Raw genomic sequence first — 21,932 nt, 5'->3', positions numbered from 1 at the left:
AGAGAGGCTAAAAAGGAACCGATAAAGGCTGAAGATTGTAGTTTTCTGCCCCTATTTGTGCGACCTTGCCCTCTGGGTGAGGTCTTTTTGTTAGAAAGGACAGCTTATGCAAGTACAAGAAAAGCCAGCTATTCTCAAAGAAAACCTCAAAGTAGTCAGTCAGGTTGAGATTGCTCCTCATATTTTTAAGATGGTGCTGACTGGACAAATGGTTCATGAAATGAAAGAAGGACAATTTCTTCATCTGCGGGTGCCCGATCCTAGTAAGCTTTTACGGCGGCCGATTTCTATCTGTGAAATTGACCAAGAAACTCAGCAGGTTAGCATAATTTATCGGATTCAGGGTATGGGGACAGAACTCTTGTCCCATTTAAAATCTGGTGATTTTGTAGACACTATGGGGCCTCAGGGAAATGGTTTTGACCTATCGGTGGTCAATCAAGGTGACAAAGTCCTCCTTATCGGCGGAGGTATCGGTGTTCCGCCGCTTTATGCAACCGCCAAGGCTCTGGCACAAAAGGGAGTAGAAGTGACAGCTGTTTTAGGCTTTGCCCATAAAGCTGCGGTCATTTTAGAAGAAGAAATGCAGCGAGTCGCCAAGGTAGTGATTACTACGGATGATGGCTCTTATGGGATCAAAGGCTATGTCTCAACGGTTGTTGATGAACTGGCCGACGATTTTGCAGCTATCTATTCCTGTGGAGCACCGGGGATGCTCAAATATGTTGATAAGAAATTTGCCGATCACCCTCATGCTTACATGTCCTTAGAAGAAAGGATGGCTTGCGGGATGGGAGCTTGCTATGCCTGTGTCGTTCATCTTAAAGACAAGTCCGAAGCTGCCAATAAGCGAGTTTGTGAGGATGGACCTGTCTTTGAAACAGGTAGTGTTGTACTCTAGGAGGTTACTATGACTGAAAATCGTTTAGCGGTTTCCTTGCCGGGCTTAGAATTGAAAAATCCTATTATCCCAGCCTCTGGCTGCTTTGGCTTTGGTCAGGAATACGCCAAGTATTACGATCTTGATAAGTTGGGCTCTATTATGATTAAGGCAACGACGAAGGAAGCACGCTTTGGCAATCCCACCCCGCGTGTTGCTGAAACACCGTCTGGCATGCTCAATGCTATCGGGCTCCAAAATCCCGGTGTTGATGCTGTTTTAGCTGAGAAACTTCCTTGGCTGCAGGAGCATTATCCTGATTTGCCCATTATCGCTAATGTTGCTGGCTTTTCTAATGAGGAGTATGCCTATGTTGCTGGAAGGATTTCACAGGCGCCAAATGTTAAAGCGATTGAGCTTAATATCTCTTGTCCCAATGTCGACCACGGTAATGCTGGCCTTCTGATTGGTCAGGTTCCTGAATTGGCTTATGCGGCAACTAAAGCTGCCGTCGAAACCTCCCAAGTCCCAGTCTATGTTAAATTAACACCTAGCGTCGCTGATATTACGCAGGTAGCCAAAGCGGTTGAAGATGCTGGTGCCACCGGCTTTACTATGATTAACACTCTAGTGGGCATGCGCTTTGACTTGCAAAGCCGAAAACCTATCATTGCCAACGGAACAGGCGGCATGAGTGGTCCAGCAGTCTTCCCAGTCGCCTTAAAATTGATTCGTCAGGTTGCCCAGAGCTCCAGTCTTCCTATTATTGGCATGGGCGGGGTTGACAGTGCTGAAGCAGCTATTGAAATGATGATAGCCGGAGCCTCAGCAATTGGTGTCGGTACAGCTAATTTCACCGCCCCCTTTGCCTGCCCCAATATTATCGCTGACCTACCCAAGGTTATGGATAAGTACAGTATTGAGAGTTTGGAAGAGCTAAGAAAAGAAGTTCGGAAAATCTTATAAATTTTCTAACGGCTGATTATCAAGTCTGTAGAGAAGTACTCTATACTGCTGTACCTCTTACAGCATTTGATTGACAGTTCAGCACCTGTAAGTTACAATAGAACCAATAATAAACCTTTAAGTTCAGTCCAGAGAGGCTAGCAAGGGAATCACGATATTAGGGGTGAGGATTGCCCTGATTTTGTCATACCTTGCCTCTTTGGCAAGGTTTTTTCTATGACGTTAGTTGAGATAGTTGACCGTAAAAGCCACACTCTGGACTCAGTTTGCACGAAAGTAAAAACGAGATTCTGCAAGATTATTGGTGATTATTGCAAGGTAGAAATTTGCTGTCAAATAAGTCTCCCATTTATCTATCAATAGAAAGGACATTCAAAACAGTTATGAGAGAATCACGCCCTATCGTCGCCCTCGACTTTCCTTCCTTCGAAGCGGTCAAAGAATTTTTAGACTGTTTCCCTCGGGAAGAAAAACTCTATGTCAAGATTGGTATGGAACTTTACTACGGGGCAGGTCCTGAGGTTGTTTCCTATGTCAAATCACTGGGACATTCCGTCTTTTTGGATTTAAAATTGCATGATATTCCCAATACGGTCAAGTCTGCCATGGCAGTTTTAGCCAAGCTTGGTGTGGATATGACTAATGTCCATGCGGCTGGTGGCGTCGAAATGATGAAAGCTGCCAGAGAAGGTTTAGGAAGGGGTCCTAAATTGATTGCTGTGACTCAGCTGACGTCTACATCTGAGGAGCAGATGAGAGACTTTCAAAATATTCAGACCAGTCTGGAAGAGTCGGTCTTGCATTATGCCCAAAAGACGCAAGAGGCTGGTTTAGACGGCGTGGTCTGCTCAGCTCATGAAGTAGCTAAAATTAAGACAGTAACTTCTGAGGACTTTATATGCTTGACCCCAGGTATTCGTCCAGCGGGCTCGGCTGTCGGTGACCAAAAACGGGTGATGACTCCAGCTGATGCTTACAGAATTGGTTCTGACTACATCGTGGTTGGACGGCCTGTTACTCAAGCTGAGGAGCCTGTCGCAGCCTATCAAGCTATTAAAGCTGAGTGGAATGCTCAAGCCTAAAACTTACAAACTAACCTAATCCCCAATTTAGAACGGAGAAACTTTATGACATTAGCATCACAAATTGCATCAGATTTACTAGATATCAAGGCGGTTTACCTGAAACCTGAGGAGCCATTCACTTGGGCTTCAGGCATCAAATCCCCAATCTATACAGACAACCGCATCACCCTTTCCTATCCTGAAACCCGCAGCTTGATTGAAAATGGCTTTGTTGAAAAAATCAAGGAAGAATTTCCAGAAGTTGAAGTGATTGCTGGGACAGCGACAGCTGGGATTCCTCACGGGGCCATCATTGCAGATAAGATGAATCTGCCATTTGCTTATATCCGCAGCAAACCCAAAGACCATGGTGCGGGAAACCAAATCGAAGGCCGGGTTGCTAAGGGGGAAAAGATGGTCATTATCGAAGATCTGATTTCAACGGGCGGCTCTGTATTGGAAGCTGTCGCAGCTGCGGAGCGCGAAGGAGCTGATGTCCTTGGTGTCGCAGCTATTTTCACCTATGAACTACCCAAGGCTGATAAGAACTTTGCTGATGCAGGGGTGAAATTGGTAACCCTATCCAACTATTCTGAACTCATCAAAGTAGCCAAGGTTCAAGGTTATATCAACGCTGACGGTCTGCAACTGCTGAAAAAATTCAAAGAGAATCAAGAAACTTGGCGGGATTGATTCTGTCGCTGTAAGAAAGAGAAAATTAATAGGAGGTTCCAATGGCTTTTGGCAATTTCACCAAGCGGGAACTGCTGGATTGGCTGGTCGATCTGACTGGAGCTGAAGAGGCTTATCCCTTTACACGTGAGAAAAGTAAGGATACACCAGTCATTCGGCATCGCCGCAATCAAAAAATGCTGGCGCTGGTGACACAGAAAAGACGGAAAACTCCTGCTCAACCTCAAACTCCAACCCGAACAGGTAGAGATGATGATGGATACCAAGGGCGTTATCCCAGCTTATCACATGAATAAAAAACACTGGCTCAGCGTTTTAGTCAATGAAACTGAGCTGAGCGAACCTGAACTTGAGGCTATGGTACTGGAAAGCAGCCGTTTAACACGTTAGGAGGTTAATGATGAAAATTACAGTTCCTTTTGAAAATAAAATTATTCCAGATCGTTACAGTAAACATACTGGTGAACTTGAATTGGGGAATGCCATTGTATCCTTCCCTTTTTCCATAGAAGATGTACCTGCGGGCACTAAGACCTTTGCTTGGTCTTTTGTTGACTACGATTCGATTCCAGTCTGCGGTTTTGCTTACATTCATTGGATAGTCGCTAATGTCCCTGCTGCTAAAACTGTGATTGAGGCAGATTTTTCCCGAACGGACAGCCAGCATCTCCATGGTAAAAACAGCCTTGTCAGCAAATTTTTATCAACAGATTTTTCGGCTATTGAAGATAATTACATCGGACCTTACCCGCCAGATAAAGATCACCTTTATACTCTAAAAGTTTATGCTTTGGATACTGAGCTTGCACTTGATCATGGGTTTTACCTTAATGAGCTGATGCATGCAGTTGAAGGTCATATCTTGGCCGAAGCTGAGATTGATTTGATCGGTAAAGTCTGATTCTGAGCTAAGAAAGGATGCTGCCCTATGGAACATTCAAGTTGGCATGAGCTGATTAAAGCTCAGTTACCCGAACATTATTTTGGGAAAATCAATGCCTTTATGGATCAGGTTTACGCCCAAGGCGTCGTCTATCCGCCGCGGGAAAAAGTTTTTAATGCCATTCAAACGACGCCTCTGGAAAAGGTTAAAGTGGTTATTATTGGTCAGGATCCTTACCATGGTCCCAAGCAGGCTCAGGGCCTGTCGTTTTCGGTACCTGAGGCTATCCCAGCCCCGCCGTCTCTGCAGAATATTCTCAAAGAGTTAGCACAGGATATTGGTCAGCGTGACCATCATGACTTGACGCCTTGGGCTAAGCAAGGTGTACTCTTGCTCAATGCTTGCTTGACAGTACCAGCTGGCCAAGCTAACGGTCACCAAGGACAGATTTGGGAGCCCTTTACAGATGCGATTATCAAGGTCGTCAACGAACAGGACAATCCCGTTGTCTTTATCCTCTGGGGAGGCTTTGCTCGCAGGAAGAAGGCCTTGATTAGCAATCCCATCCACCATATTATTGAATCTCCTCATCCTAGTCCGCTGTCAGCTAATCGTGGTTTCTTTGGCTCGCAGCCGTTTTCGAGAGCTAACGAGTTTTTGAGGGCAGATGGAATTGAGCCGGTAGACTGGCTCCGATGAAAAGGAGGACATAAAGCATGTTATTAATTAAAAATGGCCGAGTGATGGATCCCAAAACGCAATTCGATAAGATTTGTGATATCTTGGTGGATGGCGATAAAATTGTCAAAATAGCTGAAACTATTGACGTAGCAGATGCACAGGTTATTGATGCGAGTGGTCTAGTGGTGGCTCCAGGATTAGTTGATATTCACGTTCACTTCCGCGAACCCGGACAAACTCATAAAGAAGATATTCATACAGGAGCTCTAGCTGCAGCAGCAGGAGGGGTAACGACAGTGGTTATGATGGCCAATACCAATCCAACTATTTCAGATATCCCTACCCTTAAGGAAGTTTTGGCTAGTGCGGCTAAGGAGAACATTCATATCTACACCAACGCTACGGTTACCAAAAATTTTGACGGGCAGAATTTGACAGATTTTAAAGCTCTCCTAGAGGCAGGAGCTGTTTCTTTCTCGGATGATGGGATTCCTCTGCAAAGCAGCAAGCTAGTCAAAGAAGCCCTAGAATTGGCTAAGGAGAATAATACTTTCATTGCTCTGCATGAAGAAGATCCGGAACTTAATGGTATTCTTGGGTTCAACGAAACTATTGCCCGTAAGGAATTTGGTTTTTGCGGAGCAACGGGTGTGGCTGAATATAGCATGATTGCGCGTGATGCCATGATTGCTCATGCTGTTCAGGCTCATTTGCACATCCAGCACTTATCAAAAGCTGAATCTGTCCAAGTTGTTAAATTTGCCCAAGAACTGGGGGCTCCTGTAACAGCAGAAGCGGCACCCCAGCACTTCTCTAAGACCGAGGATCTACTTTTGGTCAAAGGGGCTCTAGCTAAAATGAATCCACCTCTGAGGACGGAAAGCGACCGCCTAGCTGTGATTGAAGGACTTAAATCAGGTGTTATTTCTGTCATTGCTACTGATCACGCTCCTCATCATAAGGAGGAAAAAAACGTTGAAGATATGACCAAGGCACCCTCAGGTATGACTGGGCTGGAAACCTCGCTTTCGTTGGGATTAACGAATTTAGTAGAGACTGGTGATTTGAGTCTCATGGACTTTTTGGCCAAGATGACTAGCAATCCAGCAGCTATGTATGATTTTGATGCTGGCTATCTGGCTGAAAATGGCCCAGCCGACATCCTTATATTTGCGGATAAGGAAGATCGTCTGATTTCGGATCAGTTCGCTTCCAAGGCCTCAAATTCGCCCTTTATTGGAGAGACTCTAAAGGGCGCGGTTAAGTATACTATCTGCGCTGGTCAAATTATTTATCAAGCATAATCGTGAAAAGACTAGGAGTTGTAAGCATCATCTAGTCTTTTTCTAACTTAAAAAGTTATTTTTTCTGAACAGTCTCATTTAAATTTATTACTATTTATTGTATAATGAGTAGTAATAAATTTATTTTGGAGTTCTTCATGCGCAAGCAAACAATCTTAATCCCAACCTTATCTGCCCTCTTATTCTCGACGGCAATTTTATCCAATAAAGTGTATGCTGACGAGGCAAATGCTGCTAAACAGGCAGATACTCAGGCGGACTCTATCCAGTTGACAAATTCGGGACAAGCAACAGGCGTTGAAGAACCTGCGACCGGACCGGAGGCAACCTCTGAAAAGACGATTGCGGCCAATTCGAATGAAAAAAATCTAACAACTGACCTCCTAGCTTCTGAGGCGAACAATCAAAATAAGCAAGAACAAGAAACTCCAATCACCCCCAAAGCTAGCGCTACAGAAACAGCTGTTGAAACTGCGTCAAAGTCTGGCTCGGACATCACAATTATTCATACTAATGATGTCCACGGACGACTGGTCGAAGATAATAAGAATGGTGTCATTGGCGATGCCAAGCTAGCTAGTATTGTAAAAAAATCTCGCCAGCAGGGTGAAACGCTTGTTTTTGATGCAGGAGACGCCTTTCAAGGCTTACCAATTTCCAACAGCAGTCAGGGAGAGGCGATGGCTGATGTTATGAATGCTATCGGCTATGATGCTATGACGGTAGGGAATCATGAATTTGATTTCGGCCTTTACCAGCTGAAACGTCTCAAGGAGAAGTTGCAGTTTCCTATCATCAGTTCCAATATCTATGTTAATGGTGCCCGACTCTTTGCGCCGTCAACGATTATTGATAAAACTCCGAATCAAGATGGCGATGAATTTGTTGTTATTGGAGTTACAACGCCTGAGACAGCTACCAAAACTCATCCTAATAACATTAAAGGGGTAACTTTTGCTGATCCAATAACGGAAGTTAATAATGTTATTGCTCAAACTGAGGCTCAGGCTCGGGCAGAAGGAAAGCAGTATCACAATTATGTCATTTTAAGTCACCTTGGTGTTGATGCAACAACCAAAAAAGAATGGCGGGGCGATAGCTTAGCTCACACCTTAGCCAGCAATAAATTGTTAAAGGGTAAAAATGTCATCTTGATTGATGGGCATTCTCACACAGTTTTGCAACTAAATGATGGGAATGTTACCTATAATCAAACTGGCAGCTATCTCAATAATATTGGACATATCACGTTAAATTCTGAGCGTGTTCTATCTGCAGGTGTTATCACATCTGAGCAAGCGATGACTGTTACACCTGATCCAACTGTTGCTGGTTTGCTTGAAAAAATTCAGGCTAAATATCAGGCAGAAAGTTCAAAGGTTGTTAGAGAAAACAGCCCTGTTGAATTAAATGGCGATCGTATGAATGTTCGAGTGCGACAAACTAATCTTGGCGATGCGGTTGCTGACTCGCTTTTGGCTTACGGTCAAACAGGTTTTAAGCACAAGTCTAATTTAGCAGTCACCAACGGCGGGGGACTGCGGGAGACCATTAAGCAAGGCCAGCCAATTACCAAAGGAGATATCACAGCGGTTCTGCCTTTTGGTAACAGTGTGGCTCAAATTGAGGTAACTGGTCAGGATATCCTTGATATGTTCAAGACTTCACTCGGCTCAATCACTCAGCTGAATCCTTCAGGGCAGCCAATCTTAGATGAAGCTGATAATCCTCTATTAGAACCCAGTGGCGGATTCTTACAAGTAGCGGGTGTTCGTGTTTATTATGATACCAATTTAGCAGCTGATCAACGTATCCTAGGCATCCAAATCTGGGATCCAGAGAGCGATAACTATCTGGCGTTGGACTTGACAAAAAACTACTATTTAGCTACCAATGATTTCTTAGCTGCTGGTGGAGATAATTATAGCATGCTGGGCGGCCCTCGCGAAGAAGGACCATCTATGGATCAAGTCTTTGCAGATTATCTCAAATCAGATGTAGATTTGTCACAGTATAAGGAAGTTACTCCCAATGATCGAGTAATTTCCATTTCTGCAACTCATTACTATGACAAGGATTGGATTAAGCGGCATATTAGACGCTCCGATCGTGTTCGAAAAAAGCCTCAGCCTGCACCAAGTCGTGGCTCACACAGGAAACCTGATCCAAGCAATCAACTTTCCATTCCAAAAAAGGACGGAATAGCAGGTTCAACAGGGTTGCCTGATAAAAATAAGACCGATAAAGACCTTGCTCAGTCCAAAGCTGATTCTATTTCCGATACTATCAAAGAAATGGATAAACAGCTGGAGATCAGTAAGACTCTTGATGACTTAAAAAAGGCTAAGGATGATTCAAAGTCTCAATCAGATGATGCTGCTATAGAGGATAATAAACCAGCTTCTGGTAAGGTTGATCTGCCAGATGTTAGCTCTCCAGCTACTGGCAATGCTGCTGGTTCAGGTTCAAGTTCTGGCGGGCAATCAGGAACTGGTCCAGCCGATTCCAACCTAGAGGCCAGTTCGCGTCCTAGTGGAACAAGAACTGATGTTGCTACGAATAATCGCTTTAACGAAATTTTGGTCAGCGTGGTTGGTGTGACTATCATTGCAGCTGGTGCCGTTGCAGATCACTTGCGAGTTCGTAGACGTAAATAAGTAGAATAAATAAAAAGGACATCCTTGCTGGATGCCCTTTTTGCAATAAATTGGCTGGCTAATACTAGGCTTATTTTTTAGGGTGTTGGTGGGTCAAATTCAACCCGAAGGGAACTAAACTTTCTTCCTTATTTCTAATGCGCACCATATTATCCTTGTGCCGCGTAATAATAATCAAGGCTAGACAAGAGACGACCAGAGTAAAGAGCCAGTCGTAGCTCGGTAGGATAAAATGGATAGCAGGAAAAGTGAAGAGAGTCACCAGTCCGAGTAAAGAAACAGCGATACTTGAAAAAGAAATCATACTGGTTAAGAAGAGGATTGTGAAGAAAATGGCCAGCAAAAAGAGGCAATAAAGGGGGGTGAAGCCCAAGAGGACCCCAGCGCTGGTAGCGACAGCTTTACCTCCCTTGAAGCCGGCAAAGATAGGGAAAGTATGTCCTAGAACGGCGAAGAAACCGATGATAAGGGGAGAAATAGTAGTTGCCCCACACCAGATAGGCAGAAGGACAGCCAGGGTACCCTTGAGCATATCAATCAGAAAGGTAACTGTGCCAGCTGTTTTTCCTAGCACGCGGAAGGTATTGGTCGTCCCAGTATTTCCACTGCCATATTCGCGAATATTCTTGTGGTAGAAAATTTTACCAATCCAGAGTCCAGCCGGAATGGAGCCCATTAGATAAGCAATGACGATAAAAAAAATAGTTTCCATGCTGTCATTATATCAAAAATCAAGACCTGATTACAGCTTTCTTGGAAGAAAGCCTGCTGAAAAGCATAAATTAAAGCCTTGAGGCTAAATTTTTTTGCAAATTCCTTCAAAAACTTGTAATATAAGAGGGATGAATAATTGGGAGGTCAATGTTGGCTAAAAAAGAAATTTCAATTACTAATTATAATGATGATGCTATTCAGGTGCTAGAAGGGTTGGATGCGGTCCGCAAACGTCCCGGGATGTATATCGGATCGACCGATGGAACGGGCCTCCACCACCTAGTTTGGGAGATTGTCGACAATGCTGTCGATGAGGCTCTGTCTGGCTTTGGGGATCGCATTGAAGTGGTCCTTCATCAAGACGGTTCGGTCAGCATAACCGACAGTGGTCGGGGAATGCCGACTGGCATGCACGCTACAGGCAAGCCCACAGTTGAAGTCATTTTTACCGTGCTTCATGCCGGAGGTAAGTTCGGCCAAGGCGGCTACAAGACTTCTGGTGGCCTGCATGGGGTCGGATCTTCTGTCGTTAATGCCCTGTCTAGCTGGCTGGAAGTTGAGATTACCCGTGACGGAGCCATTTATAAGCAACGATTTGAAAATGGTGGCAAACCCGTCACTACCTTAGAAAAAATCGGAACGGCACCCAAGTCCAAGTCGGGTACCAAGGTTACCTTTAAACCTGATGATACAATCTTCTCAACAACTGATTTCAAATTTAATACCATTTCTGAGCGGCTCAAGGAATCCGCCTTCCTGCTCAAGGAAGTGACCTTGGTCCTCAAGGACGAACGCACAGATGAAGCAGCTGAATTTCATTACGAAAATGGCGTACAGGATTTTGTTTCCTATCTTAATGAAGATAAGGAAACCCTGACCCCTGTTATCTATTTTGAAGGAGAAGACCAAGGCTTCCAAGTTCAGGTCGCCATGCAGTATAACGATGGCTTTTCAGATAATATCTTATCTTTTGTTAATAATGTCCGTACTAAAGACGGAGGAACTCATGAGACAGGATTAAAAACGGCCATCACAAAGGCCATGAATGATTATGCCAGAAAGACTGGTCTGCTCAAGGATAAGGATAAAAATCTGGAAGGTTCAGATTACCGTGAAGGCCTCTCTGCCGTCTTATCTATCCTTGTTCCTGAGGAACATTTGCAGTTTGAAGGGCAAACCAAGGATAAGCTGGGCAGCCCTCTGGCCCGTCCCGTTGTTGATAGCTTGGTTTCAGATCAATTGACCTTTTTCCTAATGGAAAATGGTGAGCTGGCCTCCAGTTTGGTTCGTAAGGCTATCAAAGCGCGTGATGCCCGAGAAGCAGCCCGCAAAGCTCGTGATGAAAGCCGCAATGGCAAGAAAAATAAAAAAGATAAGGGGCTTCTCTCAGGAAAACTGACCCCTGCTCAATCTAGAAATTCTAAGAAAAATGAATTGTATCTGGTGGAGGGGGACTCAGCCGGCGGATCTGCTAAGCAAGGGCGCGACCGCAAGTTCCAAGCCATTCTACCGCTGAGGGGGAAGGTGCTTAATACAGAAAAAGCCAAAATGCCCGATATCCTTAAGAACGAAGAAATCAATACCATGATTTACACGATTGGTGCTGGTGTTGGACCGGATTTCAATCTTAATGACATCAATTATGACAAGATTATTATCATGACCGATGCAGATACCGATGGTGCCCATATTCAAACGCTTTTGCTAACCTTCTTCTATAGGTACATGCGCCCACTAGTTGAAGCAGGTCATGTCTATATTGCTCTGCCGCCTCTCTATAAAATGTCTAAGGGCAAGGGTAAGAAGGAGCAGGTAGCATACGCTTGGACTGATGGTGAGCTAGAAGAGCTCCGCCAGAAATTTGGTAAAGGTTCAGTTCTTCAGCGCTATAAGGGGCTGGGTGAGATGAATGCTGACCAACTCTGGGAAACAACCATGGATCCTGACAATCGCACCTTGATTCGTGTAACTATCGAAGATCTAGCCCGTGCCGAGCGCCGCGTCTCCGTCCTCATGGGCGACAAGCCTGCCCCACGCCGCCAATGGATTGAGGATAACGTCAAGTTTACCTTGGAAGAAAGTACGGTGTTTTGATTGCTTATTTGAAAAGATAATAAAGCATCTACTTTCACAACGTAACAGGCTGTGGCCTGTCATCTCCTCACTAGCTTATCATCTGTCAATATAATATCGTTTTTGACGGATAAGCGTTATAATTGATCCGCTAAAGACGAATGAAAGCACGAGGAAAAACGGGTTTAACAAAGGTTGGATTAAGATAGTGGCTTGTGCTATGTCTGTTCTTGCAGCTCTTTACTTTATGTTTACAGACAAATTTATCTTAGGAATGATTATGCTCGCCTTTGCTGTAGGTCTTTGGGAAAAGTCGTAGACTGGACAGTGTTGCTAAAGAAGAGCGTCTTAATGCTGTGATGCCTACCAATCTCCGTGACGCCATTAATGATTATCTTATGCGAGCTGATATCGATGCATTTGCTACGTTTGCCGCGTAAAAACTTCTAAGTCACTTTTAGATAAAATCGAACGATTTAGAGAGCGCAAAGAGGTCTGTCTAGTTAATGCTATTTTAAATAATATCTTTAGTGCTCGGATGATTTTAACGTCCGAAGAGACCTCTCAGGTTATGGAACGTTTGGATATATGGCAGAAAAAATGTGGGCTGAAAAACTGGTACCTGCGGGATAAGGACGGTTATGTTGGTATTGACATCTATTTCAAAAATAAGAGAAATTTCTACTATCCATGGGAATTGCAACTATGGGATGAGAAGGATGTTGAAGGAAATGTCGCTAGCCATATTAAATATAAACGAAAATGTGTGGAGTGATTAGGTTAGTAGGTGAGGAAATATGGTTTTAGAAAATAAGTTAGGTTTGACAGATTCGCTTGAGCTCTCAAAAGCTGAAGAAAAAATCAGTAAAGAAAAAGCTAAACGTCTATTTGAAGAAAATTTATTGTCTGATAAACCTGCAGGTACTTACGAAACTTTAGCATTTATTCATGGATTTTTGTTCGAAGATATTTATGATTTTGCTGGAAAGTTGCGCTTAGTTGATTTAGCAAAGGGTGGATTTCGCTTTGCTCCCTTAGTCTACTTGAAAGCTTCGCTTAAAACCATTAACAGTATGCCTCAAGATACTTTTGATCACATTATTGAAAAATATGTTGAACTGAACATTGCCCATCCTTTTCGCGAAGGCAATGGGCGCAGCATGCGTCTCTGGTTAGACCATTTACTAAAAAATGAGATTAGTCAAGTCATCGACTGGTCACAGGTCGATAAAGAAGATTATCTTCTGGCTATGGAACGTAGTCCAGTGCGTGATATTGAAATCAAGTATATCCTCAGAAAAGCACTCACGGATGACATCGATAACCGTGAGCTCTATATGAAAGGTGTCGATCACAGTTACGATTATGAAGGTTATCGCCTTTATAGAACCGAGGAGCTGTAAGAAGAGATGATAGTTATCAGAAATCGGAAATTTCGAGTCGAAGTTTCAAATTTAGCTATGAAAGCATCAGCGGTCGCTAGCATCGCCACTTAAGAAAAGTGTCAAAAAGAAATTTTCTACGTACAATAAATAAGAAAGGAATGTTCAGCTAGCATCAACTGAACACGCCCTAAAGACTGTGTCAAAAAGATAAATCGTCTAGAAAATCTTGATTTTCTGCCGATTTCCTGTTTTGACTTTGTCTTTTTTACGGGCTTTGTATCTTAATTATGTCTAACATTCAAAACATGTCCCTTGAGGACATTATGGGAGAGCGCTTTGGCCGCTACTCCAAATATATCATTCAAGAGCGGGCTTTACCTGATATCCGTGATGGTTTGAAGCCAGTACAGCGTCGTATCCTTTATTCCATGAATAAGGACGGGAATACTCATGATAAGGGTTATCGTAAGTCTGCCAAGTCAGTCGGTAATATCATGGGGAATTTTCACCCGCATGGGGATTCATCGATTTATGATGCCATGGTGCGGATGTCGCAGGACTGGAAGAATCGTGAGATCCTCGTAGAAATGCACGGGAATAACGGTTCTATGGACGGTGATCCACCGGCTGCTATGCGGTATACAGAGGCTCGCCTGTCGGAAATTGCAGGATATCTCCTTCACGATATTGACAAAGATACAGTGCCTTGGGCCTGGAACTTTGATGATACGGAAAAAGAACCGACAGTCCTGCCTGCTGCCTTTCCCAACCTTTTGGTTAATGGAGCAACTGGTATTTCGGCTGGTTATGCGACCGATATTCCACCCCACAATCTAGCTGAGGTCATTGATGCAGTTATCTATATGATTGACCATCCTAAGGCTACGGTTGATAAGCTCATGGAATTCATGCCTGGACCAGACCTACCGACAGGCGCCATTATCCAAGGAGCTGACGAAATCCGTAAAGCTTATGAAACTGGTAAAGGGCGTGTGGTTGTGCGTTCGCGTACAGAGATTGAGCCTCTCAAAGGTGGTAAGGAACAAATTATTGTTACCGAGATTCCTTATGATGTCAACAAGGCCCTGCTGGTCAAGAAAATTGATGAGGTTCGTATCAACAATAAAGTACCTGGCATCGCTGAGGTACGGGACGAATCTGATCGTGATGGTTTGCGCATTGCCATTGAACTTAAGAAGGATGCGGACAGTCAAGCGATTCTTAACTACCTGCTTAAATACACCGACTTACAAATCAATTATAACTTTAACATGGTGGCCATCGATAATTTCACGCCAAGGCAAGTTGGGATTATTCCAATCCTGACTAGTTATATTGCCCACCGGCGGGATATTATCGTGGCCCGCTCTAAATTCGATAAGAAGAAGGCCGAAAAGCGTCTCCATATTGTAGAAGGACTGATTAGGGTACTCTCTATTTTGGATGAAGTGATTGCCTTAATTCGGGCTTCGGAAAACAAGGCGGATGCTAAGGAAAACCTTAAGGTCTCTTATGACTTTACCGAGGAGCAAGCCGAAGCTATTGTGACCTTGCAGCTCTACCGTCTGACCAATACTGACATCGTCACTTTGGAAGAGGAGGATGCAGCTCTGCGGGAGCAAATTGCTACCCTCAAAGCCATCATCGGCGATGAACGCACCATGTATAATCTCATGAAACGTGAACTCCGTGAGGTTAAAAAGAAATTTGGTAACCCTCGTCGTTCAGAACTGCAGGCTCAAGCACAAGCGATTGAAATTGATACAGCCAGCCTGATTGTCGAAGAAGACACCTATGTCAGCTTAACTCGCAGCGGCTATGTCAAACGAACCAGCCCGCGTTCCTACAATGCGTCTACACCTGAAGAACTAGGCAAGCGGGATGACGATCAAGTTGTCATCATTGCACCGGCTAAGACAACCCAGCACCTGCTGATTTTTACCAATCTCGGCAATGTCATCTACCGACCGATTCATGAACTGACTGATATTCGTTGGAAAGATATTGGTGAGCATCTTTCACAAACGGTAACAAATTTTGCGACCGATGAAGAGGTACTCTATGCCGAAATCATTGATGACTTTATCCCTGAAACTTACTTTGCAGTGACTAAGCAAGGGCAAATTAAGCGAGTGGATCGGACTGAATTTCAGCCATGGCGGAGTTATAAAACTAAATCGGTTAAGTATGCCAAACTTAAAGGTGAAGAAGATCAGATTGTTACTATTGCTCCAATCAAGTTGGATCAGGTCATGATAATTACTGAAAAAGGCTATGCCCTACACTTTTCTATTGAAGAGGTGCCTGTTGTTGGTGCTAAAGCAGCAGGAGTCAAAGCTATCAACCTTAAAGATGGTGATACCGTTAAGTCAGCTTTTATTGCCAACACTAAATCCTTCTTTATTCTGACTCAACGCGGCAGTCTCAAGCGGATGGCAATGGATGATATTCCATTAGCCAAGCGGGCAGGGCGTGGCCTGCAAGTTCTCAGAGAACTCAAGTCAAAACCGCATCGCATCTTCCTAGCAGGACCGGTCCTGTCAGATGCCAATACCCAAGACCTTGACCTCTTCAGTACAGAAGTCCAAGAATCTAATGACCAACAGATTTTGGAAGTCATGTCTAAGACTGGTAAGATTGAACAAGTCAACTTGGTTGACCTAGGTCTATCTGAGCGTACCAGCAACGGTAGTTTCATTTCAGATACCATCTCAGATGAAGAAGTCTATAAAGCAGAAGTGAAATAGCTCCATTTTAAGAAATTAGACGATTCCATCGTCTGATTTCTTTTGTTTTAGAGGATAATTAAAAGAATATTATCAAGAACAGTTCACGTTAAATAAGAAAAGTAACATGAAAATTCTATAGTTTTTACACTTATCTGCTTATCGATACTTTTGCTATTTTTGCTATTATGATGGTAAAAATTTATGGGCCCTTAATTTTGAAATTTAATCACACAGATGTAACGGTAAAAGAGCCTTATATTACTGATTGATGGTTTAAAAAATCATCAGGAATTGATTGAGAAAAGATAAGCATTGTAATGTGTCAAACTTTGATTATCCTTGGAAAAGTTTGTCAGTAGCCAATAATAAAAAAATGAACTGTTTGAAAATGAGCAACTCTTCCTATTAACCAAATTTTCTGAATTTTTCCACAAAAACCTTGAAAAAGCAACTAAAAAGGACTACAATAAAATCATATTACCTGTTAGAAAGAGGGATTGATTTATGACAGTTGATTTAGATTGGGAAAACTTGGGGTTTGAGTATCACAAACTCCCTTATCGCTACCTTTCTTATTATAAGGATGGTAAATGGGACGAAGGCAAATTGACAGAAGACGCGACTTTGCATATTTCTGAAAGCTCTCCAGCTCTGCACTATGGCCAACAAGCTTTTGAAGGATTGAAAGCCTATCGCACCAAAGATGGTTCAGTTCAACTTTTTCGTCCTGACCAAAATGCGGCTCGCCTGCAACGAACAGCTGACCGCCTCTTGATGCCACAAGTACCGACTGATAAGTTCATTGATGCTTGTAAGCAGGTCGTTAAGGCTAATGAAGACTATGTGCCGCCTTATGGTACAGGAGCAACCCTTTATCTGCGTCCTCTCTTGATTGGAGTCGGTGATGTTATCGGAGTGCATCCAGCTGATGAATATATTTTCACAGTATTCGCTATGCCAGTTGGTAACTACTTCAAGGGTGGCTTACAGCCAACTAACTTCTTGATTCAAGACGACTATGACCGAGCTGCTCCTCATGGTACAGGTGCTGCTAAGGTTGGTGGTAACTATGCGGCCAGTCTTATGCCGGGTGACATTGCCCACAATACAGGCTTCTCGGATGTCATCTATCTGGACCCTGCTACCCACACGAAGATTGAAGAAGTGGGTTCAGCAAACTTCTTCGGTATCAGTAAGGATGATGAGTTTATAACGCCGCTCAGCCCATCGATCCTGCCGTCTATCACTAAATACTCCTTGCTTTATTTGGCAGAACATAATCTTGGTCTCAAGCCTGTTCAAGGTGATGTCTTTATTGATGATTTGGATCGCTTCAAAGAAGCCGGTGCTTGCGGTACTGCAGCAGTTATCTCCCCAATTGGTGGTGTTCAACACGGTGATAATTTCCATGTCTTTTACAGTGAAACAGAAGTAGGACCTATCACCCGTAAGCTTTACGATCTCTTGACTGGTATTCAATTTGGTGATGTCGAAGGTCCAGAAGGCTGGATTTATAAGGTCGATTAAACGTTTATATACCTAATCAACTTCCTGAAAGTTTAGTTTCAGGGAGTTTTTTTGGTTAAATCGAAATGAAAAACTACTAGTTAAAAATAAATAGCATTTCACCTTGCATGCCATCATGATTTTTTGTAAAATTAAAAGGAAATTTAATCAAAATAAGGAAGTTAAACCATGGCAAAAAAAGATAAAAAAATTGAAATCCAGTTAGCGGATGCTCAAGTCCTTGTTTCAGGCAAGCGGTTGGCCGGCTACGAACTGACCATTGGGAAACGTACCGTCGGTCAAATCGTAGAAGTAGATGGTCAGTTTACGACTGTTGAAAAAGAAGGACTCAAAGATTCCTACAAAACCTTAGATCAGGCAATAGAATCAATCATTGAAAGTTACAACCTAAATCACTAAAAACTGTTGACATTAAGGGTTCCTTTATGTTAGAATGAACCCTAGTTGCATGGAAGGGTAGCGAAGAGGCTAAACGCGGCGGACTGTAAATCCGCTCCTTCGGGTTCGGGGGTTCGAATCCCTCCCCTTCCATACTCAGGATACAAAGACCGTTTAAAAATCCGTACGAAATAGGAAGCTGACGAAGCGTTAGATATAACGCTAGGAAGTTTATCTTTTTCACTAGGGTTTTAGGTCGTGTTCAACTTGGTTCTCTAATTTGTCCTGAGTATTAAGTTATTTGCTTTTGGGGTATAGCCAAGCGGTAAGGCAAGGGACTTTGACTCCCTCATGCGTTGGTTCGAATCCAGCTACCCCAGTCTGAGGTTATGAGGCTAGTCCTTAAACCGTTAAGTTATCCTTGCGGGTTGCCTTAAGAAAATATAGTGTTGTCGAGAGCTGGCCAGTTCAGTTCTTGCTGGAGGTTTTTTTAGAATGAATGAATTTGAAGATTTGCTAAACAGTGTTAGCGAAGTTAACCCTGGTGACGTTGTCACTGCTGAAGTTTTGACAGTTGATAATGATCAAGCAAACGTAATTATAGAAGGTACTGGTATTGAAGGTGTCTTGACTCTTCGTGAATTGACTAACGATCGTGAAGCTGACATTAATGACTTTGTTAAATCTGGTGATAAGATTGAAGTTCTTGTTCTTCGTCAAGTTGTTGGTAAAGACACAGATACTGTTACTTATCTTGTCTCTAAAAAACGCTTAGAAGCACGTAAAGCTTGGGATAAACTTGTCGGTCGTGAAGGTGAAGTTGTAACGGTTAAAGGAACTCGTGCCGTTAAAGGTGGACTGTCAGTAGAATTTGAAGGACTTCGTGGATTTATCCCTGCTTCTATGCTTGATACGCGTTTTGTTCGTAATACAGAACAATTTGTTGGTCAAGATATCGAAGCTAAAATCAAAGAAGTTGATCCAGCTGAAAATCGTTTTATTCTTTCGCGGCGTGAAGTTGTGGAAGAAAAGAATGCAGCAGCTCGTCAAGAAATCTTCTCTAAACTTGAAGTTGGTTCAGTTGTTCAAGGTAAAGTGGCTCGTTTAACTAGCTTCGGAGCTTTTGTTGACCTTGGCGGTGTTGATGGACTTGTTCACGTGACTGAGCTGTCTCATGAACGTAATGTATCACCTAAGTCAGTTGTTTCTGTTGGCGACGAAATTGATGTTAAAGTTCTTGCTATTGATGAAGAGGCAGGGCGTATCTCACTCTCATTGAAGGCTACAACCCCTGGACCATGGGATGGTGTTGAACAAAAATTAGCTGCTGGCGATGTTATCGATGGCAAGGTTAAGCGTTTGACTGATTTTGGTGCTTTTGTTGAAGTTCTCCCTGGTATTGATGGACTTGTTCACATTTCACAAATTTCTCACAAACGTGTTGAAAATCCAAAAGATGTCCTTTCAGTAGGTCAAGAAGTTCAAGTAAAAGTTTTGTCAGTTGATGCTGATGCAGAGCGTGTATCATTGTCAATCAAAGCTCTTCAAGAACGTCCTGCTGATGCAGAAGGCCAAGGAGAAAAACGTCAATCACGTCCACGTCGTCAAAAACGTGAAAGACGCGATTACGAATTGCCAGAAACCCAAACAGGTTTCTCAATGGCAGATCTCTTTGGAGATATTGAATTGTAAGATAAAGCAGCCTACAGGCTGTTTTTTTGTGGTCACAAGCAATATATTAGAAAAATCTTGTTTTGAGCAGACAGCGATTTGTACAGCAGAAACAGTAGGCTCTTTTTGGTATTTCAAAGAGTTTGAGTCTGGTAAACTTATCAAGTTCCTAGAGTCATTCTTGTTCCACAAGTAGTGAAAAATATTAGTATGAGAAAATTACTGAGAATCATAAGGGGACGCAAAATGCGACCAACGAGCTGGTCGCGTTCATTAAAAATTAGATCAACCACTATCCCAAGAAACTACTCGGTTACAGATCTCTTCAGATGATTTTTGTGGCTGGCTAACTTCGACTTAAATTTTGCCACTTACTTTGAGAATAACACCTATCTAAAATCTTATTATTTCCTATAGCAAAATCTTTTTGAACATGGTATAATACTATCTGTTGCCACTCTTAGTGTAATGGATATCACGTAAGATTCCGGTTCTTGAGATGGGGGTTCGATTCCCTCAGAGTGGAAAGAAAGAGGCTGAGACAAAAGTTCTCAGCCTTATTTATTTGGTCAATTTTATTTTTGCTCAGTTTCTATGACTATTTCTTAGTAAAGCCGAAAAGGTAATAGGCCCATTTACCACCAAGTTCCCAAATCAGATTATAACCGACAACAGAAATGGGTTTGGTCCAAATCATAATCATGGTGAATTTTTTCAAGGACATATTGGTCAGACCAGTGACCATGACCATGAGATCAGCTGGAGAGACAGGAGAGACCATACAGAAGATAAAGAAACGTTCATAACCGGGGCTTTCCAGCTTGGCCTCATACTTCTTAAAGGTCTCCTCTTTAACGAAAAGAAGAATAAATTTACGGCCAAAATTTTGAACCAAAATAAAAAGAATGATACTGCCAATGATAATACCGATAGAATTATAAAGCAGACCTTGCCAGAAACCAAAGACAGCAAAACCAACAATAGTCGTGACTCCACCGGGAATGATGGGTAAAACCACTTGAATAATTTGAATAAGCGTAAAAATCAGAGGGGAGAGTATCTTGTATTGAGCAACCCAGGTTTTAAAGCGCTCAAAATCACTCAGTGTTCCATCTTTAAAGAGCCAAATAACTAGAATAGCACTGACAATTAAGACTAGCCAGCCTAACCATTGAATGGCTTTCTTGAAAAATTCATACATGGTTTGATTATACCCTAATTCACTTATTTTTGCTATTTCTAACTGGATTTGTTATAATGGCTCAAGTAATGTTTAGGGGTCGTTACGGATTCGACAGGCATTATGAGGCTTGTTTTGCAACCCATCGGCAGATGTTAAAATGCCAGTTAAATATAACTGCAAAAAATACAAATTCTTACGCAGTAGCTGCCTAAACACCAGCCTGTGTGACTAATAACAGATTGCTTGTGTTTGTTTATTAGTCTTAAAATCAGCAAGCTACATTAGGTTGCAGTCAGGTCAGCCTAAAAGAGATTTACTGACTCGCAAGACTTGGGCTTGAGTTATGTGTCGAGGTCTTGTTAAATTAATACATAACCTATGGTTGTAGACGAATAAGTTAGCAGGTGTTTGGACGTGGGTTCGACTCCCACCGGCTCCATAGAAAATTTCTAATTTTCGGATAAAAGGAAGGGTTTTTTATGATGAAAAAAGTCATTACAGGTCTCATGAGTCTCCTGGCGATTACAGTTTTAGTGGCTTGCCATAAGTCAAGCAATGATGATAACTCAACGTCATCATCTTCTTTATCTCTATCATCTTCCACGCTACAGAGCTCTGATAACCATGATAATGTTCGAAAAAACTTTGATAAGGTAAGTTTGGGTAAGGCTGATAATGATTTTTCTGGGGGTACGAATTTAGCTCAGTTGAAACAATATTTCGGTGAGCCTAAAGCTCATAAGCAAGAAAAGCCTTCATCGGGGAATATCACTTTAGAAGTTTATACTTGGAATATTGGTAGTATTACTGTTGAAGTCAAGCTCTTTAACGATAGTACGCTGGTTCGTTCGATTAAAGGCTATTCTTATCATCGCTCTGCTAATTTTTCAGCTAAGGATTATCAAAATCTGAAGACTGGTTATGCCTACTCGGATATGGTAGCGAAATATGGGGCTCCCGACAGTCTATCAGAGGCAGCATCCTCAGATAAGACTGAATTACAGGCAGTCTGGTCTAGTAACCTCAAGCTCGCCAAAGGGCAAAAAGATGGTCAGATGATTCTGAACTTCACTAATGGTAAATTGACTGATAAGGAACAAACCGGCCTAGGTACGGCTAAATAAGTTATAAAAAAGACCTCTGC

17 protein-coding genes, 3 tRNA genes, 1 other RNA gene and 2 pseudogenes are annotated in these 21,932 nt (G+C 42.7%); 21 read left to right on the top strand and 2 right to left on the bottom strand.

Annotation, left to right across the window (positions count from 1 at the left end; genetic code table 11):
• Positions 1-106: 106 nt before the first annotated feature.
• From ACFSN5_RS06605 to ACFSN5_RS06565, 9 genes and pseudogenes are all read left to right on the top strand, one after another.
• On the top strand, positions 107-901 hold the full coding sequence (locus ACFSN5_RS06605) for a dihydroorotate dehydrogenase electron transfer subunit (RefSeq protein WP_165210375.1): 795 nt from the start codon (positions 107-109) through the stop codon (positions 899-901).
• Between the two features lie 9 nt (positions 902-910).
• On the top strand, positions 911-1,846 hold the full coding sequence (locus tag ACFSN5_RS06600; protein ID WP_165210378.1) for a dihydroorotate dehydrogenase: 936 nt from the start codon (positions 911-913) through the stop codon (positions 1,844-1,846).
• Positions 1,847-2,229: 383 nt separating this feature from the next.
• Positions 2,230-2,928, top strand: a complete 699-nt coding sequence (pyrF, locus tag ACFSN5_RS06595) for an orotidine-5'-phosphate decarboxylase (protein ID WP_165210381.1) — start codon at positions 2,230-2,232, stop codon at positions 2,926-2,928.
• Positions 2,929-2,973: 45 nt separating this feature from the next.
• Positions 2,974-3,603 (top strand): orotate phosphoribosyltransferase, encoded by a 630-nt coding sequence (gene pyrE, locus ACFSN5_RS06590; protein WP_165210384.1) that lies wholly within the window; start codon positions 2,974-2,976, stop codon positions 3,601-3,603.
• 41 nt (positions 3,604-3,644) lie between these two features.
• A pseudogene (locus ACFSN5_RS06585) lies at positions 3,645-3,993 on the top strand (MmcQ/YjbR family DNA-binding protein).
• 10 nt (positions 3,994-4,003) lie between these two features.
• On the top strand, positions 4,004-4,504 hold the full coding sequence (locus tag ACFSN5_RS06580; protein ID WP_165210555.1) for a YbhB/YbcL family Raf kinase inhibitor-like protein: 501 nt from the start codon (positions 4,004-4,006) through the stop codon (positions 4,502-4,504).
• Positions 4,505-4,531: 27 nt separating this feature from the next.
• Positions 4,532-5,185, top strand: coding sequence for a uracil-DNA glycosylase (locus tag ACFSN5_RS06575; RefSeq protein WP_165210387.1), 654 nt, complete (start codon positions 4,532-4,534; stop codon positions 5,183-5,185).
• 17 nt (positions 5,186-5,202) lie between these two features.
• Positions 5,203-6,471 carry a dihydroorotase gene (locus ACFSN5_RS06570; RefSeq protein ID WP_165210390.1) on the top strand — a complete coding sequence of 423 codons (1,269 nt, stop codon included), beginning with the start codon at positions 5,203-5,205 and terminating at the stop codon, positions 6,469-6,471.
• 137 nt (positions 6,472-6,608) lie between these two features.
• Positions 6,609-9,128: a 5'-nucleotidase C-terminal domain-containing protein gene (locus ACFSN5_RS06565; RefSeq protein ID WP_165210393.1), complete on the top strand. Its 2,520-nt coding sequence runs from the start codon at positions 6,609-6,611 to the stop codon at positions 9,126-9,128.
• A gap of 70 nt (positions 9,129-9,198) precedes the next feature.
• Here ACFSN5_RS06565 and plsY read toward each other — a convergent pair whose 3' ends face one another.
• Complete coding sequence (gene plsY / locus ACFSN5_RS06560) at positions 9,199-9,840, bottom strand: glycerol-3-phosphate 1-O-acyltransferase PlsY (RefSeq protein WP_165210396.1); 642 nt, start codon at positions 9,838-9,840, stop codon at positions 9,199-9,201.
• 152 nt (positions 9,841-9,992) lie between these two features.
• Between plsY and parE the strand changes: the two genes are divergently transcribed.
• The 10 genes and pseudogenes from parE to ACFSN5_RS06510 all read left to right on the top strand — a co-directional run bounded on the left by parE (position 9,993) and on the right by ACFSN5_RS06510 (position 20,131).
• The gene (gene parE / locus ACFSN5_RS06555; protein WP_165210558.1) at positions 9,993-11,936 is read left to right on the top strand and encodes a DNA topoisomerase IV subunit B; all 1,944 of its coding nucleotides are present in this window, start codon (positions 9,993-9,995) and stop codon (positions 11,934-11,936) included.
• A gap of 347 nt (positions 11,937-12,283) precedes the next feature.
• Positions 12,284-12,690, top strand: a pseudogene (locus ACFSN5_RS06550) (GTP pyrophosphokinase); the annotation flags it as partial.
• 22 nt (positions 12,691-12,712) lie between these two features.
• Positions 12,713-13,318 (top strand): protein adenylyltransferase Fic, encoded by a 606-nt coding sequence (gene fic / locus ACFSN5_RS06545; protein ID WP_165210399.1) that lies wholly within the window; start codon positions 12,713-12,715, stop codon positions 13,316-13,318.
• Positions 13,319-13,587: 269 nt separating this feature from the next.
• The gene (parC, locus tag ACFSN5_RS06540; RefSeq protein ID WP_165210402.1) at positions 13,588-16,047 is read left to right on the top strand and encodes a DNA topoisomerase IV subunit A; all 2,460 of its coding nucleotides are present in this window, start codon (positions 13,588-13,590) and stop codon (positions 16,045-16,047) included.
• Positions 16,048-16,533: 486 nt separating this feature from the next.
• Positions 16,534-17,556 (top strand): branched-chain amino acid aminotransferase, encoded by a 1,023-nt coding sequence (locus ACFSN5_RS06535; protein ID WP_165210405.1) that lies wholly within the window; start codon positions 16,534-16,536, stop codon positions 17,554-17,556.
• A 168-nt stretch (positions 17,557-17,724) separates the two neighbouring features.
• Complete coding sequence (locus ACFSN5_RS06530; protein ID WP_165210408.1) at positions 17,725-17,955, top strand: DUF2969 domain-containing protein; 231 nt, start codon at positions 17,725-17,727, stop codon at positions 17,953-17,955.
• A gap of 51 nt (positions 17,956-18,006) precedes the next feature.
• Positions 18,007-18,087 (top strand) — tRNA-Tyr (locus ACFSN5_RS06525).
• A gap of 155 nt (positions 18,088-18,242) precedes the next feature.
• Positions 18,243-18,314, top strand: a tRNA-Gln gene (locus ACFSN5_RS06520).
• 115 nt (positions 18,315-18,429) lie between these two features.
• Entirely contained in the window at positions 18,430-19,626 is a 1,197-nt protein-coding gene (gene rpsA / locus ACFSN5_RS06515) for a 30S ribosomal protein S1 (protein WP_165210411.1), read from the top strand.
• A 433-nt stretch (positions 19,627-20,059) separates the two neighbouring features.
• A tRNA-Arg gene (locus ACFSN5_RS06510) sits at positions 20,060-20,131 on the top strand.
• Between the two features lie 72 nt (positions 20,132-20,203).
• On the opposite strand, the gene ACFSN5_RS06505 is transcribed toward ACFSN5_RS06510, so the two are convergent.
• Positions 20,204-20,806 (bottom strand): TVP38/TMEM64 family protein, encoded by a 603-nt coding sequence (locus ACFSN5_RS06505; RefSeq protein ID WP_165210414.1) that lies wholly within the window; start codon positions 20,804-20,806, stop codon positions 20,204-20,206.
• 75 nt (positions 20,807-20,881) lie between these two features.
• Between ACFSN5_RS06505 and ssrA the strand changes: the two genes are divergently transcribed.
• Positions 20,882-21,230, top strand: a transfer-messenger RNA (tmRNA) gene (gene ssrA, locus ACFSN5_RS06500).
• A gap of 40 nt (positions 21,231-21,270) precedes the next feature.
• Positions 21,271-21,912, top strand: a complete 642-nt coding sequence (locus ACFSN5_RS06495; protein WP_165329133.1) for a DUF3862 domain-containing protein — start codon at positions 21,271-21,273, stop codon at positions 21,910-21,912.
• Positions 21,913-21,932 lie beyond the last annotated feature (20 nt).

It is taken from the genome of Streptococcus tangpeifui (genome assembly GCF_044503215.1).
GTDB lineage: Bacteria > Bacillota > Bacilli > Lactobacillales > Streptococcaceae > Streptococcus > Streptococcus tangpeifui.
Note: the sequence above shows the minus strand (reverse complement) of the source record. Positions and strands in the feature narration are given on the sequence as shown.

What these genes read in the sequence shown, in the direction of transcription:
- ACFSN5_RS06575 (WP_165210387.1), top strand. Translation starts at nt 4,532, where the DNA reads ATGGAACATTCAAGTTGGCATGAGCTGATTAAAGCTCAGTTACCCGAA.
- rpsA (WP_165210411.1), top strand. Translation starts at nt 18,430, where the DNA reads ATGAATGAATTTGAAGATTTGCTAAACAGTGTTAGCGAAGTTAACCCT.
- ACFSN5_RS06600 (WP_165210378.1), top strand. Translation starts at nt 911, where the DNA reads ATGACTGAAAATCGTTTAGCGGTTTCCTTGCCGGGCTTAGAATTGAAA.
- parC (WP_165210402.1), top strand. Translation starts at nt 13,588, where the DNA reads ATGTCTAACATTCAAAACATGTCCCTTGAGGACATTATGGGAGAGCGC.
- plsY (WP_165210396.1), bottom strand. Translation starts at nt 9,840, where the DNA reads ATGGAAACTATTTTTTTTATCGTCATTGCTTATCTAATGGGCTCCATT.
- ACFSN5_RS06495 (WP_165329133.1), top strand. Translation starts at nt 21,271, where the DNA reads ATGAAAAAAGTCATTACAGGTCTCATGAGTCTCCTGGCGATTACAGTT.
- ACFSN5_RS06535 (WP_165210405.1), top strand. Translation starts at nt 16,534, where the DNA reads ATGACAGTTGATTTAGATTGGGAAAACTTGGGGTTTGAGTATCACAAA.
- fic (WP_165210399.1), top strand. Translation starts at nt 12,713, where the DNA reads ATGGTTTTAGAAAATAAGTTAGGTTTGACAGATTCGCTTGAGCTCTCA.
- ACFSN5_RS06530 (WP_165210408.1), top strand. Translation starts at nt 17,725, where the DNA reads ATGGCAAAAAAAGATAAAAAAATTGAAATCCAGTTAGCGGATGCTCAA.
- ACFSN5_RS06605 (WP_165210375.1), top strand. Translation starts at nt 107, where the DNA reads ATGCAAGTACAAGAAAAGCCAGCTATTCTCAAAGAAAACCTCAAAGTA.
- ACFSN5_RS06565 (WP_165210393.1), top strand. Translation starts at nt 6,609, where the DNA reads ATGCGCAAGCAAACAATCTTAATCCCAACCTTATCTGCCCTCTTATTC.
- ACFSN5_RS06570 (WP_165210390.1), top strand. Translation starts at nt 5,203, where the DNA reads ATGTTATTAATTAAAAATGGCCGAGTGATGGATCCCAAAACGCAATTC.
- pyrF (WP_165210381.1), top strand. Translation starts at nt 2,230, where the DNA reads ATGAGAGAATCACGCCCTATCGTCGCCCTCGACTTTCCTTCCTTCGAA.
- pyrE (WP_165210384.1), top strand. Translation starts at nt 2,974, where the DNA reads ATGACATTAGCATCACAAATTGCATCAGATTTACTAGATATCAAGGCG.
- ACFSN5_RS06580 (WP_165210555.1), top strand. Translation starts at nt 4,004, where the DNA reads ATGAAAATTACAGTTCCTTTTGAAAATAAAATTATTCCAGATCGTTAC.
- ACFSN5_RS06505 (WP_165210414.1), bottom strand. Translation starts at nt 20,806, where the DNA reads ATGTATGAATTTTTCAAGAAAGCCATTCAATGGTTAGGCTGGCTAGTC.